The sequence below is a fragment of the Psychrobacter sp. I-STPA10 genome, from assembly GCF_021012795.1.
Taxonomy (GTDB): domain Bacteria; phylum Pseudomonadota; class Gammaproteobacteria; order Pseudomonadales; family Moraxellaceae; genus Psychrobacter.
Window position 1 is genome coordinate 1 of record NZ_VFYU01000026.1, and the last position, 14,633, is coordinate 14,633.

Genomic DNA, 14,633 nt, shown 5'->3' on the forward strand with positions numbered 1-14,633 from the left:
TGTAGTGTCATAATAAAACTGGACAGCAACTAAGAGGTTATACTAACTTAAAAAAGGAACTTAGTATGACCAAACAGCGTAGCAAATTCACCCGAGAATTCAAACTTGAAGCCATTAGTGCCGTTATTGACGAAAACCGTAAAATCAAAGAAGTGGCCAACTCTCTGAACATTGGTATCTCAACGCTTGATAACTGGGTGCGTAAGTATCGTCAAGAACAGCAGGGTATTGGACCAGTCAAAGGCAATGCTTTAACTGATGAACAAAGAGAACTTCAGCAACTACGTAAGGAGAATAAACGCTTACGGATGGAGCGTGATATATTAAAAAAGGCTTCCGCTCTGCTAGCATTGGACAACCTGAAAGACTATCGCTAATTACTAAGTTATCAGAGCAAGATAAACAAATTAGTAAAAGCCAACTGTGTAACTTACTTGGTATTGTCAGAAGCAGTTACTACTACAGCACTAAGATTAAGCCAATCGATATCGAAGCTATCAAGGTTAAAGCGTTAATTCGCCAGATATTTAATGACTCTAATGGCTCAGCAGGTACGCGCACTATCACAGCTATCTTATGGCATCAACACGGTGTTAGGTTGTCTCGTTATAAAGCAGGTAAGTTTATGAAGCGTATGGGGCTTATCAGCAGACAGCTTAAGCAACCTAAGTACAAACACTGCGATGAGGGTCACAAGATTCATGACAATACCTTAGAGCGCAAATTTAGTCCCATAGCACCTAATCAAGTTTGGACTGGGGATGTGACTTATATCCGTATCAAGGGTGGCTGGTGCTACTTAGCAATCGTTTTGGATTTATATGCTCGGCGCATTGTAGGCTTTGCTGTGTCAGATTCACCTAATAGCTTATTAACTGGATCAGCTTTAAAGATGGCTTATCACACTAGATTAAACCCTGCTGGGGTAATGTTCCACTCCGATCAGGGGAGTCATTATACCAGTCTTGAGTTCTCTATCTATGTGAGTGAGTGCAGTGATATGACTCACAGTATGAGTCGCCGTGGCAATTGTTGGGATAACGCTCCTACTGAGAGATTCTTCAGAAGTTTTAAGACTGAATGGATGCCAAAGGTTGGCTATGAGAATATTAAGGAAGCTAAGTGTGCTATTAATGAGTATATTTGGGGTTATTATCAAACCATCAGACCACATACTTTCAACAATTATCTGACCCCATTAGAGAAAGAGAAACGTTACTTCAATCGAAACCTCTTATCTGTTGTCTAAATTTAGTTGACCACTACAGCTCTAACTAATGGGCAATTGCTACAGTACTCAAAAGGGTCTGTTGCCTTATAATAAAAACAACAGCTTTTTCTAAAACGAATGGGTTGTTCTTGTGTAGATAGACTTACTTTCTTAAAGTTATATTTCTTTAAAGGATTGTAATCAATACCAAAAACTTCAGGTCCAGCTTGCTCCGTTAAATATATAAAATCCTCTTGTATTTTTTTCTCAGTGTCTTTGCAAAGCTTTGGCATCTTTTTTTCATATAAAGAATAGACACGCACAGCCGTATTTTCCCATAGTATCCTAGGATGGATATTGGTTACATCAACTAAAACCTGCCAAAATAAAGCTAAATTATTGGCAAAAATTTGACTGATAATCTGCTCACGCCATTGTTGTCGATTACTACTGATATTATTATTAGGCATAGTTACTGTGAGATCTTGCAGAGGCATTTTTGAACGCCATAATTTTTGATGATAGCAAAAATCTACAAAACAATTTTTATAAGAGAAATTTAGCCCTTTATCAAAAACACTCATGGCATACAAGCTAGAAGCAGTAACAAGAAATGCATAGCGTTTACTAAGTAGTGAGGCAGTTACCTTAATAGATGGAGAATGGATCACAGGAGTCAATTGATACAGAAGTTTTTCACAGTGCTCATGTTGTAATAACTGCGATAAAGAAGTGCTAAATTGAGAGTCTCTTTGTGAGGCAGGTATTAGTTTAAAATTATCCGATAAAAGATGATACTCATGTTCTAAAAGCTTATCTTCTAAAAGTTCATCTGATAAGTTTTCATGGCTATGCATCACAGGCTACTTGTTTTTAGAAGAGTAGTGGAGTTTTCAGCAGACTTTTTGTTTTCTACCTTGCTTTTTACTTTATTGCCTTTGCCATAAGGTATACAAATTGGTGTACCAAATAATGGATCAGAGGCAATACAACACTCCAAGCCAAATACGTGTTGTACTGTTTCTGCGGTCAAAATTGTCGTTGGTTCACCTTGAGCAAACACCGTTTTATCTGCTACTGCTATCATGTGATGGGCATAACGGCAGGCTAAATTTAAATCATGTAATACCATAATAATGGTTTTGTGTTGCTGTTGATTTAAATCATACAATAAATCTAATATTTCTACTTGATGAGCCAAGTCTAAGTAAGTGGTTGGTTCATCTAATAATAAAATGTCTGTATCTTGTGCTAACGTCATAGCAATCCAAGCTCGTTGCCTTTGCCCACCTGATAAAGCATCAACTGGTCGATCCTTTAATGGCATCAGATTGGTGCTGGTTAATGCTTGTATGACTTTATCTTCATCTGTTTGTGACCACTGTTTGAGCCAGTTTTGATGTGGATAACGCCCCATGCGTACCAACTGATAAATCGTCATACCTTCAGGTGCAGTGGGCGATTGGGGCAAAATAGAAAGCTTTTTAGCAACTTCAGCGGTGGGGCTATTTCGGATATCCTCACCGTTTAAAATGATACTGCCTTTTTTAGGATGAATTAGACGAGCAAATGACTTTAATAACGTACTTTTACCACAGCCGTTACTACCCACAAAAACAGTGATCTTTTCTTTAGGAATACTAATATTGAGATCATCTATGATAATCTCTTGGTCATAACCCAATGTGAGTGATTGGCTTTGTAAGGGATACATATTCATAGCTTCCTTAAAAATACGATATGTTTTATCTAACTCGATGTTGCTGTTTTATAAGTAAGTACACAAAAAAAGGTGTACCCATCACTGCCACAAAAATACCCGCTGGTAAATCAAGTGGTAAAAATGCTGTACGACCAATGAGATCAGCTAACATCACAAGATTTGCCCCTATTAAGGTGCTTGTCCAAGCCAACCCTGCAAATGAGCGAGCAACAAGTCGTCTGGCAATGTGGGGAGCAATCAAACCCACAAAAGCAATTGCCCCAGCATAAGCCACAGCGATTGCAGCAAATGCGACAGCCAATAATAGCAGCCACATTCTCTCACGTTCAGGCTGTAAGCCTAGGCCTTGCATGATGCTGTCATCAAGTTCGTGCACATTGAGCCATCGACCTACATAGAGTAAAAAAGGTAATAGAATAATGAGCCAGATTGCAAAATAACGGACATCTTGCCAAATTGTTCCATAGACACTACCAGTCAGCCAAACATAAGCAGATAGTGAAGAGGTTAATGGACTTAATACCAATAGAAGTGTGGTTACCGCACTCATCACAGCTGACATACCAATACCAATCATGATCAATCTATTTGGGGTTACCCCTTGTTTCCAAGCCAACATGTAAATCAAAAAGGCACTTAGCCAAGCTCCAAGCATTGCAAATACAGGCAATAACTGCATACTTAGAAAAGGAGCTAAAAAAGACATAAAAAATATGGTCGATGCAGATGCTCCTGTGGTAATACCAAGGATATCAGGAGAGGCTAAAGGGTTGCGGACAATGCTTTGTAATATAAGACCTGATAATGATAAAGAAGCTCCTACAAAGGCAGCCATTATGATTCTAGGAAATCGTAGTGTTTCAATAATAAAACCATAAGCTCCTTTTTCTGGAGAAAATAGCTCTTGTAAGACCTGTGATAAACTAGTGGGTACTTTACCAAGAGATAATGATAATAAAATATGTGCAAAAGTCAGACATAGCAGTATTGCAACGACAATAACTGTTCGTACATGAATGATGCGAGAGAATGACTGAAAACGTAACGTATAAGTCTTAGCCATCGCTCATACCTCTTCGAATAAGATAAATAAAAAGGGGGGCTCCTAACAAAGCAGTCATTACACCAATAGGTATCTCTTGTGGAAAAATAATGACTCTGGCAATGATATCTGCCAGCAACAATAAAGAGGCACCAAAAATGATACAACCTGGTATAAGCCATTGATGCGATGGGGATAAGATACGCCTAACAATGTGAGGAACAATGAGTCCTACAAAAGCGATGCTACCTGCAATGGCGACAGAACAACCAGCTAATACCGTTATGATTAGTCCCATCGTTAATTGTACCAGTGCAGTACGTTGTCCTAAGCCTTTCGCAATATCTTCACCCGCCATTAAAATATTGATGGGTATGGCTAATAATAAAGCTACCACCATGGCAACGGACATATAGGGTAGTAGTGACCACAGCATATCCAATTGTCGATTAGCAACTGACCCAGCTAACCAAAATAGAATACTATCTAATCCTTCTTGATCAATAATTAACAATGCTTGGGTAAAAGAAGAGAATAAAGCGGTAATTGCAGCACCAGCAAGAACAATAGAGAGTGTATTTAAGCGACCACTACCCATAGTGCCAATAAAATAAACCATTGCTCCTGACACAAAGGCACCAAGTAAGGCAAGCCACATATATTGTTCTATGGCAGTTATTTTAAATAGCATTGAAAATAGCACAATGCTAAACATTGCGCCTGCATTAATACCAAAAATACTTGGTGATGCTAGAGGGTTGCGTGTTAAAGCTTGCATCAGTGTGCCAGCCACTGCCAGACATGCCCCAACTACCATGGCGATAATACTTCGTGATAGCCTGGTAGTCGTCACGATAACATGCTCAATATTAAGTGGATCGTGATTGGTAAGAGCTTGCAGTGCTACCATCGGACTTATAAAATCTTGCCCCACACATAAGCTTAGAATAAAGCACAGCAATAATAATATCCCACCAAATAAGAGCAAGGCTAAATGATGCTTTAAACCTGAAGCATATATTGGATTAGCCATTATTTATTGTCCCTATCATCAGTAATAAATAGCTTATTGATATCATCTAGGACGTGATTGGCACTGATAATGCCACCCGCTAAATTCCAGCTAACACTATCTACTTTATAGATATCACCTGTCTTATCTGCTTGGGTGTGCTTCCATAATAGGTGTGATGTCCATGCTTGATAGTTTTGTTGTGTGGTAGGTTTGTCGCGTAAAAAGACAAAAAAGATATTAGCGTCAATTAATGGAATACTCTCTTTGCTAGAGAGTTTTTTTAATGCCCATGTTTCATTTTTGGTGGCTGCTGACCAGTCAAAGCCTAAATCAGACAAGATACTGCCAGCAAAACTATTGGGAGAGTAAGCACGTACATGGTCATCTCGGAATTCTAATAGAGATACCTTAGGTAAATCTTGCTGACCAAATTTAGCTTGTAGTTTGCTACGTGTTTGAGCGACTCGATTATTCCATTGTGTAAGTATTTGATTGGCTTTTTCTGGCTCACCAACTGCTTCACCAACTGTTTTTAACGTTTGGCGAAAATCATAGACATCTTCTAAAGCAACTGTTGGTGCAATTTGTGATAACAAGCTATAAGTTTTCTCATTACGAAAACGAGTGGCAATGATTAAATCAGGTTGCAATAATGCAATATCTTCAAGGCTTGGCTGAGTCTCTAAGCCAACATAGTGGACACCTTCTAAAGAAGGTCTTAGATACTCATACATAGGCTTTTGGGTCCAAGACTCAACAACACCTACAGGCTTAATATCTAATGCTACCAATGTATCAGTTGCTCCTTGAAAGAGACTGACGATGCGTTTTGGCTTTCCTTCAATGACAGTAACACCGAGTGCATGATGTACTATGCGAGTAGAAGAGTCTGCTGATAGCGTTGTTGATATTAAAGATAGAATAATGCTGATAAAAACATAAACTATCTTTTTTATCATTGAATATACAGACCAAGTACTATGACTTACATTATTTGCTAATTGCATAAACAGTCGCCTTTATTAATAGATCTATCAAATCCTACTAATAAATAAACCCATCAATATTATTATAATGATGGGTTTATTTTAGTTCGCCATCTTAGTGATACTAATTAGTAATGGTAAAGGCTATTAAAAATCAACACTATAGCCCAAAGTTACTGTGCGACCACGTCCAGCAAAATAACGATCATTATTAGCCAGCGCACTTTGTGAATAATAAGTTATATAGTCCTTGTCTAGTAAATTAGATACAGCAAGACTGGCTGTACCTTTAGGCAGCTTATAAGCCACAGAGGCATCAACCAATGTATAACCACCAAAATCTAGGTTTTGACCATCAAAGTTACGTTTAAAGGCATGATTCGCTTGCAGATATGTACTTAAGTTGTCTGTCCACTTTGTTCCCCATGACGCTATTAATCTATTAGGGCCAACGTTTAGCCCATTTAAGTTTTTATCTAAGTTGCCATCGTCATTGCTATCATATTTACCTTCTATATGGCTATAGGCTAGCTTTAAAGCATGATTATCAATTTTTTGGCTAATACTGGTTTCTAAACCACGAATACGGGTTTTTTCTCTGGACATCAAGAAGGCATCTGTTTTTGCATCATATTTTGATCTATCACCAAAATCCGAGCTAGATTGAAACAAACTTAGCTCAAAGTTCGTATCCTCTTGGTTTAAACGAACACCTGTTTCAATATTTTTTGTCAAAATTGGTTTGAGTTGTTTTAGGTTTTCGATACTAAGTCCAGGTTTTTTGATAGAACGTAATGCTCTACCAACATCTGGCATGGAATAACCTTCACTGTAGTTAGCAAAAACAGTGGTGTTATCTATCGGAGAATATACAATGCCAGCATTGTATAAGTTTTCATCAAAGTCTAACTTACCACCTTTGACTAAGACATTATTGTAGCGAGCAACGGTACGATAGCTTTCAGTATCTAATGTGCCAATCTCTTTACGAGCACCACCATGTAGCGTTAGGTTATCGGTAACCTTAGCTTCGGCTTGTATAAATGGAGAGTAACTGGTGTATTTTGAAAGTGGCACATAGGTTCTATTGGTTAAATATAAGTCCTGCTTACTCTGATCATAAACCGTATCAAAACCTGCGGTAAGTTTTAAGCGACTATTGAGTAGATCATCTTTAGTTAGACTGACTTTACTACCTATTTTAGAAGTCTTAGCCCGAGATTGGTCATATAATGTTCCTTCAGGCGCAATTTTAGGATCTTGGAAAGTATTTGAGTCAGTGGCACCAAATAGTCCTTCAAACTCTTGATTAAAGACCATGGCATCTAACTGCATACCTGCTAGATCATAGTTTTCATAGCGAATACTGGATGTCCACACATCATTATGTGGTGCCTCGCCTGGTGGGGTTTTCTTCTCTGAAGTGGTTGGAATGCCTTTGTCTCGATCACCTGCAACACTTGTATAGGTATTTTTATTTTTAATTTGGTAGCGATTCACACTGGCTTGTATATGTTGGTTATCATCTATCTGATAACCAAGTTTTGCTAGTACGTCATAGGCTTGAGAGTCCATCAAATCGCCTTGGGTATTATCAACTCCAATAGCTCTGCCTTTAGCATCTAGATATTGTCCTTGATCCTCATAAGATAATGACAATAGATAGTCAATTTTTTCACCAGCTCCGTTAATACCATAGCTGGCTTTGTAATTTAAATTTTCAGAGTCAGTTTTTTCGGTGGGGGCAGTAACTTGAACGCTAAGATGTTGGTTTGTCTTGCCGTAGTATGGTTTTTTGGTGATGATATTAATCACCCCACCTGTAGCTCCCATACCATTAGATGCATTAGCTCCATGGATAACTTCAACTCTCTCAACCATTGAGAAGTCAATAGAATGTGCTTCTCTTCCTGTGGGTCTAAGTGGGTTTGATTGGGGTACGCCATCAATCATGATTAAAGGAGTACGACCTCTGAGCGTTTCACCACTACCATTCATTTTGCTACGGCTGGGGGTATAAGAAGGTAGTAGGTTACTTAATACATCTGAGGAATTTGATGAGATATCTAATTGATTTTGTATTTGATTTTCAGAAATTATTTCAACAGTTTGTGGAGTTATACCCAATTCAGCATTAGAACGAGAGGCAGTAACTACAATAGGAGCAACAGTTGTGGAGGGTAGGCTATCAGAAGTGTCGTTATTGATTTGTATAGATGATGCTTGTTGGGCATGAGCCATACTGGTGAGAGCAATGGCAGTGCAAGCTGAAGCTTGCATAAAATGTTTGACAAGTTTATTTAATAAAATTAGCTTTTTGCTGTGCTGTGCTGTGCTGTGCTGTGCTGTGCTGTGCTGTGCTGTGCTGTGCTGTGCTGTGCTGTGCTGTGCTGTGCTGTGCTGTGCATGAGCGTAATCCTTAACCTATTGAGTATTAAGTAACTTTTTGTAACATAGCATAATAAAAATCAATCTAAATATAATAATCATTCTTAATTGTAAAAGCAAGTCAATTAGGCTTATATCATATTGAAGTTGTTATGATTAAATGATAGTTAAAGAACGACGAAACTGCTACGGTGCTAAACTCAAAGCTGATTAGATGTCACAATAGGGGCATTTTTAAACGCATCTTGAATACGCTGAGCGTCATTTATCCAATGATAATAACTACCAAATGCCAAATAAGACTCTGGGCTTAAATAGACAATTTGCTGCTTACGCCATGCTTTGGTCTGATGAATCAGAGCATTATCCAACATTGCATAGGCATTTTTACCCTCTGCATCTCTGATGGCATTATAGTCGAGTAAAAATATCCAATCTGGATTAACTTGATGGATAAACTCAAATGAAATAGGCTGACCATGAATGTTTGAGCCAATGTTTGGGTCAGCAATAGCAATACCAAAATCCTTATGAATATAGCCATATCGTGAATTAACACCAAATGTCGAGAGGCTCTTTCCTTTGACAGAGAGGACCAGTCCATTACCTTTATTATGGGTTATTGCTGCGGTTGTCTGAATGGCATTATCAATATCAGTTTGTAGCTGTTGTGCTTGAGCAGACTTATTAAATAACTTGCCAAGTTGTTGCAGTTGCTGTTGGCTAGAGGTATGAAGGTCTGCAAAAGACATACTCAAGTCAAGGGTAGGGGCAATGTTGTGTAGCACATCATATTTTTTTGCCATACGGTTGCCAATTAATATGGCTTGTGGTTCTAGATTATTGAGTGCCTCTAAGTCTGGCTCAAATACCGTTCCAACAATTTTGGCATTGTCAGTTATTTGCTGGGTGGCATCATTAAATACAGACTTTTCAGGAATACCTTCTACACTCACCCCCAATGCCACTAAATTTTGCAACACTGTCCAATCATAGACGACCAAAGGGTGTGGGTTGGCAGGCAGACTGACCACACCATGTGGCGTATCGATCGTTACCCTCTTTTGGGCTTGGGAGTTTTGATTAGACTGTGACTGCTCATTAGCTTTATCTGCTTTAGGTTCTGATGAACAGGCACAAATTGTGGATACAATCATTATGGAGATGGTAATTATATTTAGGTAGTGCAGATAACTTAAATATTTTAGCATCTATCTATACTCACTTTACTCATAACATCACTAAATACGCTGCTAATAACTGATACGCTCATTAAATGTCTTATTTTCATCACTTGAATAACAATATCCTTGATTGACCAAATACGGCATAAGCTCAGTAAAAAATCGTTGCAAACTCTCCTCATCACCCGGTAAGGCAATAAAGCCATCTATTGCCTCTTGTTGTGCCCAAGTAATGATATGATTCACTACCTGCTTTGTTGTTCCAAAGACCGTCCAATGACCAGAGCTTATCACCTCAGGTCTATTTAATAGCTGTGATAAGGTTGGGTTATTGTCTTTAATATAATCACGCAGTAATTGGGCATGGGTTTGACTGCGTACAGGCTGGCTATCAGAAGTATTGGCATTGGGTAAATCATTGACGGTAATGGTGTCAGTCAGTGCTTTATGAGTAAAGTCAGCACCAATAATATCAAACACCTTTTGTAGCCGATGGGCAGTGTCCAAATGGGCATGAGCTTGTAGATAGGCTTGATAGGCCAAGCTTTCATCATCTCTGATAAAAAAGTATAGCCCTGATAACAGCTTTGGTGGGTTTTTTTGGGGTTGATGTTTTTGATAGTATTTTTGATAGCTGCTTTGCTGCTTGGTTTGATGAGTTAGCCGATGTAACTCTAAACGCAAGTTTAACGCACTATTTAAGCTAGGCGTGGCTGCAAAGATGGCATCAGCCACACTAGCGGCAAACTGCCTGCCAATGGTTGATGCCCCTGCTTGAAAGATGGCAATTTTGCTATAAGGATAAGCGGGAATATTTAAGGGGCCTGCTACTTTAAAGTATTCTCCAGAATGGTCAATCTTGTTAATCTGCACCCAGTGACTTTGGGTTGCTTGCTTATCTGTTGGTGATTGCTTGATATTGCTATGGTTAGGATGAGCATCAGTATCAGCGATAATAAAGCTATCCCAAAGCTGTTGTACTACTGCCACAAATTCAGATGCTTTGGCATAGCGAATCTTGGTATCTGGCATCTGCTCTAAGCCAAAGTTTTCAAAGCCATCTATGGAGGTCACCACATTCCAACCAATGCGACCTTGACTAATCCACTGCAAGCTCATTAACTGCCTTGCGACAACATAAGGCTCATTAAATGTCGTTGAAATGGTGGTCACAATGCCAATATGTTGGGTATGCGTAGCTATCATTGAGGCAATGATAGTGGGGTCTAACATGCCTAAAAGGGGCGTTAATGGACAATCTAACGGATTGCTTGTTTCTGGCAGATTTAAACAAAGACTGTCTGGCTTAAAGACAAAATCGACCCCTGCTTGCTCCGCTTGCTGAGCCAAGTTAATATAAAACTTGGCAGGATAAATATCGTTAATCTCATCATTTGACTGGTTTGTATTTGATGGATTTGTATCTGGCTGATTGCTACTGGATTGACCGACTTGATGACGTAACCAAGTCGGTGACAGACTTAAACCCACACACAGCTTTTTACTATCATTAGAACTCATAGCTGACAGTCGCTCCAATGGTGGCAGGTTGCTGATAAACATGCCCTAATAGTCCATCGTCATACTTGATAATTGGCTTATCATTATCAAATACGTTGGTTGCAAATAGGGCAAATCTAGCTTGCTTATACTGGTAGCCAAGCTCAGCATTCATACTCCAAATGGCATCAGTTTTATTGATGGCTTTATTTTCCAAATCAGAGTAATAGCCACTGTTATAATTTAAGCTGCTAGCAATATCGGCATTGCCAAACTTATAGCGAACACCTGCCCCAGCGGTCAGCTTTGGTGCACGTAATAGCTGATTATTTTCTAAGCCACTATTGGGGTATTGCTTGATTTTGGTATTTAAATAACCAATATTACCCGTCGCTATCAGCCTATCAGATACTTGCCAATTAGCATTTAACTCAGTCCCATAAGTCACTACTTTATCGGCATTTTTTATCACAATCGCCTGACTATTGGGTAGGGTGTATGGTAGCTGCATGTCTTGATAGTCATTATAAAAAGCATTGCCAGTGATCAGCAGCTTATCGTCCATCAGCTTTTGTCTGCTATAGACTTCATAGTTAGTCACATACTCAGGCTCATATTGATAAGCACTAAAAGGACGGCTAAAGGTGACACCCGCACCACCCGGATTGAATCCACGAATAACTTGGAAACCATAGACACTATTTGGATTGGCACGCCATAAAAAATTCACTTTTGGCAATATCGCTTGGTAATCTTTGTCAAGGTCAATGGTTATCATCGGTGTATCACCATATCGCTGATGCGATTCTTTTTGAGCCCGTAATCCTACCGTCATATCCACGCTACTTGCCAATGGATAAGTCAGCTCAGTATAGACTGCCTGCGTTTGTTTGCTATCATCAAAATTGGCACCGCCAAATAAGTTAATAGACTCATCTTGGGTTTTTTTAGCAAGCCTAACCCCCGCCATAGCAGACAAACCTTGAATACCAAACGCTTGCTTAGACTGTACTCTCGGTTCAAGCGACCACTCAGAGGCTTGAATATGGGCATGAGGTAGCTTAGGGGCAGTGAGACGCTCAATATCAAAATCTGTATAAGTCAGCGTGTTATCAAATTGCCATAAATTATCATCATGCCAGCTAATATCCCAAATAGCAGACTTGGTATTATTACTAAAGACAGGTCGTCTGGCATCACTTCTGGGTGAAGGGGTGTCAGGTTGATGGGCTTCTCTTTGTGGTGCTTTGGTATCTGCCTGACTGAGTGTAAGCTGACTGCTAAGCTGGGGTATATCGGTAGGTGCGTATAACAACTTGCCACGAATGGTGGTGTTATGAATCTTTTTTGGGTCTCCCACAGGCTCATAAGGCTCAATATCAGCACTGCTTGTCCGCTCAAACCGATCTGCACTTACTCGAAAAGCAAAATCCTCACCCAATGGACCTGTTAGCATGCCTGCGTATTGGCGATGGTCATGCGTACCTGCTGCCAGTTTAAGCTTACCACCCCATACAAAACTGGGGTCTGCACTTTTCATAACCACCGCCCCAGCAATGGCATTTCTACCTTGAATATAGCTTTGTGGACCACGAAAAACTTCAACTTGCTGTATATCCCACATAGACTGAGGAGCAAAAGCAAGCTCATGATAATCTAATGAGCGACCATCGACACTGGCGTTCACTCTTGGCTGAGTACCTGCCAAAAAAGCCACTGCCCCAGAGGCAGGACCTGCGCCATCAATCCCACGAATACTCGGCACTTCATTACCATTGCCTGTATCCACAATATTGGCACTGTGTTGCATTAGTGTGCTTAAATTGGGTGTCTCAGGCAGGGCATCTACGGACTGCTCATCATATACCTGCACACTAGATGCGGTATCCATAAGTGATCTTGATTGTTTTTCTCCCATCACAACGATAGTTGGAACAGTTGTTTCAGGCATTTGGGCTGTATTTTTAGAAGCACCTTGAGAAGTATCTTGAGAGCCACCTTGAATAGCATTTTGAGCGGTCGTTTGAGCAGTTGCTTGATTAGTGGCTTGAGCAAGCACTGGTGTCGATGCAACTGCTACTAACCACATAAGACGACGAATCGCGATACTTAAATTTGTGTTTAGTATAGGTGTATGGCTAACTTGTATTGATGGTTTGACCACTAACATACCGTTTTGGGTCAGTGGTTTTGAGGTTAATAGAGTAGAGCTTAATATTTTAGAAGTTCTCATTATTTCTATCTCCCAGAACTTATCGTTTTCATAGGATTACAAACGGTAGATGGCTTTACTGAAATAAAACCATCTTAAATAGAGTAAATGAGAATTATTATCTATAATAATAAAAGTAATAGGCGGATAATAGGTAATTAAATTCGTAAAATCGGCAATTTTAATGATTTTGATTCAGTGGCTTGGAAGCAGTAATATTGAATCAATAACTATAGCTAAATAAGCAACATAGTAGGGGATAGGGGGAAAAATGATGGGTAACTCATGTAACACATATCAGCTTAATCATAATACAAACAGTACAAATGGTGCGAACAGTACGATAACCTCTCAAGTTTACTCAGCACTGTCACTTTGGAACCCTGCGCATCTACAAGTAAAAAATAGGTCAGGGCATAGTCGCGCTTTGCTAACACAAACAAAAGAGTACTATTGGAATTTAAAAAAAGACTTGGGCAATGGGGGTTTTGAACGTTTTTTCTTTAGTAACCTATCCTTTACACGGCTAAGCTGTCAGTTGACAGAGCAGCTTAGCTTGGAGAATGAATGCTCTACTGATCAGTTTGGATTTCACATCATATTAAGAGGAAAAAGTGACTACGAATTTTTTGAAATGAATAAAAAGGTCACTTTACAGCCACCACAAGTATGGATTCAAAATGGCTCATTAGGAAAGTTTAGAATCACCTTACCGGCAAACCAGACTCTAAAAAAAATATCTATATTTTTAGATAAAGCATATCTTAATGAGCTATATGCTTACCATCCTAATAATCAGTTATTAAAGTGCTTAACGGCAAATAACAATGCGATATTTCAACCTTTAAGGCATGTACCTAATAAAATATTTGAGTTAACCAATGAACTATTAGCGCTACCTTGTAGCAGCGATAAACTGGCACAAGTTAACCTACAAGGTCAATGCTTAACCCTAGCGTCTATACTATTAAGCGATACTTTGAATAATACAACGCTAGAATCATGTGATAAGACAGCAGCAAGGCTAGCTGCTATCAAAGTGAAAATATATATTGAGGAAAATCCTGCCAGTAGCAAGACCATTAATGAGTTAGCCCGCTTTTCGGGGACGAATGCGTGTTATCTAAAATATGAATTTAAGCAGTTAACAGGGGTTACCATACATCAATATCGGCTTAAAATACGTATGCAGCAAGCACTACAAATGCTTAGTGATAACCAAACCTCTGTGCATATCATTGCTGCTCAACTTGGCTTTGGCAGTACCGATTACTTTATTAAAGTATTCAAATCTTACTTTGGTCATCACCCCAAAATGTTTAGATAGCCTATAAGGTGAGTGATTTACTATATGTTTTACCCTGTATGTTTCG

The 14,633-nt window shown here is 39.2% G+C and carries 12 protein-coding genes; 3 read left to right on the plus strand and 9 right to left on the minus strand.

What is annotated here, in order from left to right; translation table 11 throughout:
• The first annotated feature begins 65 nt into the window (after nt 1-65).
• Both FHK89_RS12630 and FHK89_RS12635 read left to right on the plus strand, forming a co-directional pair.
• Nucleotides 66-377 (plus strand): transposase, encoded by a 312-nt coding sequence (locus FHK89_RS12630; protein ID WP_230656861.1) that lies wholly within the window; start codon nt 66-68, stop codon nt 375-377.
• Nucleotides 378-406: 29 nt separating this feature from the next.
• The gene (locus FHK89_RS12635) at nt 407-1,249 is read left to right on the plus strand and encodes an IS3 family transposase (protein WP_329958684.1); all 843 of its coding nucleotides are present in this window, start codon (nt 407-409) and stop codon (nt 1,247-1,249) included.
• A gap of 2 nt (nt 1,250-1,251) precedes the next feature.
• On the opposite strand, the gene FHK89_RS12640 is transcribed toward FHK89_RS12635, so the two are convergent.
• The 9 genes from FHK89_RS12640 to FHK89_RS12680 form a co-directional block, all read right to left on the minus strand.
• Nucleotides 1,252-2,067, minus strand: a complete 816-nt coding sequence (locus tag FHK89_RS12640) for an IucA/IucC family C-terminal-domain containing protein (protein ID WP_230660943.1) — start codon at nt 2,065-2,067, stop codon at nt 1,252-1,254.
• Nucleotides 2,067-2,924 (minus strand): ABC transporter ATP-binding protein, encoded by an 858-nt coding sequence (locus FHK89_RS12645; RefSeq protein WP_230660946.1) that lies wholly within the window; start codon nt 2,922-2,924, stop codon nt 2,067-2,069. Before FHK89_RS12645 ends, FHK89_RS12640 begins: the two co-directional genes overlap by 1 nt.
• A gap of 31 nt (nt 2,925-2,955) precedes the next feature.
• Complete coding sequence (locus tag FHK89_RS12650; RefSeq protein WP_230660949.1) at nt 2,956-3,996, minus strand: FecCD family ABC transporter permease; 1,041 nt, start codon at nt 3,994-3,996, stop codon at nt 2,956-2,958.
• Nucleotides 3,989-5,008 (minus strand): FecCD family ABC transporter permease, encoded by a 1,020-nt coding sequence (locus FHK89_RS12655; RefSeq protein ID WP_230660951.1) that lies wholly within the window; start codon nt 5,006-5,008, stop codon nt 3,989-3,991. The genes FHK89_RS12650 and FHK89_RS12655 overlap by 8 nt, the downstream gene beginning before the upstream one ends.
• A complete protein-coding gene (locus tag FHK89_RS12660) occupies nt 5,008-5,997 on the minus strand; it encodes an ABC transporter substrate-binding protein (RefSeq protein ID WP_230660954.1) in 990 nt (329 codons plus the stop codon). The genes FHK89_RS12655 and FHK89_RS12660 overlap by 1 nt, the downstream gene beginning before the upstream one ends.
• A 126-nt stretch (nt 5,998-6,123) precedes the next feature.
• Nucleotides 6,124-8,256 carry a TonB-dependent receptor gene (locus FHK89_RS12665; protein WP_230660957.1) on the minus strand — a complete coding sequence of 711 codons (2,133 nt, stop codon included), beginning with the start codon at nt 8,254-8,256 and terminating at the stop codon, nt 6,124-6,126.
• A gap of 308 nt (nt 8,257-8,564) precedes the next feature.
• Complete coding sequence (locus FHK89_RS12670) at nt 8,565-9,521, minus strand: siderophore ABC transporter substrate-binding protein (protein WP_230660959.1); 957 nt, start codon at nt 9,519-9,521, stop codon at nt 8,565-8,567.
• Nucleotides 9,522-9,617: 96 nt separating this feature from the next.
• Complete coding sequence (locus FHK89_RS12675; protein WP_230660961.1) at nt 9,618-11,111, minus strand: LLM class flavin-dependent oxidoreductase; 1,494 nt, start codon at nt 11,109-11,111, stop codon at nt 9,618-9,620.
• The gene (locus FHK89_RS12680) at nt 11,059-13,281 is read right to left on the minus strand and encodes a TonB-dependent receptor (RefSeq protein WP_230660963.1); all 2,223 of its coding nucleotides are present in this window, start codon (nt 13,279-13,281) and stop codon (nt 11,059-11,061) included. The genes FHK89_RS12675 and FHK89_RS12680 overlap by 53 nt, the downstream gene beginning before the upstream one ends.
• Before the next feature lie 250 nt (nt 13,282-13,531).
• On the opposite strand from FHK89_RS12680, the gene FHK89_RS12685 reads away from it, so the two are divergent.
• The gene (locus FHK89_RS12685) at nt 13,532-14,587 is read left to right on the plus strand and encodes a helix-turn-helix transcriptional regulator (protein ID WP_230660966.1); all 1,056 of its coding nucleotides are present in this window, start codon (nt 13,532-13,534) and stop codon (nt 14,585-14,587) included.
• Nucleotides 14,588-14,633: the final 46 nt, after the last annotated feature.

Bases quoted from the DNA above. Each gene is read 5' to 3' on its own strand.
- FHK89_RS12665 (WP_230660957.1), bottom strand. From the start codon at position 8,256: ATGCAAGCTTCAGCTTGCACTGCCATTGCTCTCACCAGTATGGCTCAT.
- FHK89_RS12640 (WP_230660943.1), bottom strand. From the start codon at position 2,067: ATGCATAGCCATGAAAACTTATCAGATGAACTTTTAGAAGATAAGCTT.
- FHK89_RS12680 (WP_230660963.1), bottom strand. From the start codon at position 13,281: ATGAGAACTTCTAAAATATTAAGCTCTACTCTATTAACCTCAAAACCA.
- FHK89_RS12685 (WP_230660966.1), top strand. From the start codon at position 13,532: ATGATGGGTAACTCATGTAACACATATCAGCTTAATCATAATACAAAC.
- FHK89_RS12630 (WP_230656861.1), top strand. From the start codon at position 66: ATGACCAAACAGCGTAGCAAATTCACCCGAGAATTCAAACTTGAAGCC.
- FHK89_RS12655 (WP_230660951.1), bottom strand. From the start codon at position 5,008: ATGGCTAATCCAATATATGCTTCAGGTTTAAAGCATCATTTAGCCTTG.
- FHK89_RS12645 (WP_230660946.1), bottom strand. From the start codon at position 2,924: ATGTATCCCTTACAAAGCCAATCACTCACATTGGGTTATGACCAAGAG.
- FHK89_RS12660 (WP_230660954.1), bottom strand. From the start codon at position 5,997: ATGCAATTAGCAAATAATGTAAGTCATAGTACTTGGTCTGTATATTCA.
- FHK89_RS12650 (WP_230660949.1), bottom strand. From the start codon at position 3,996: ATGGCTAAGACTTATACGTTACGTTTTCAGTCATTCTCTCGCATCATT.
- FHK89_RS12670 (WP_230660959.1), bottom strand. From the start codon at position 9,521: ATGATTGTATCCACAATTTGTGCCTGTTCATCAGAACCTAAAGCAGAT.
- FHK89_RS12675 (WP_230660961.1), bottom strand. From the start codon at position 11,111: ATGTTTATCAGCAACCTGCCACCATTGGAGCGACTGTCAGCTATGAGT.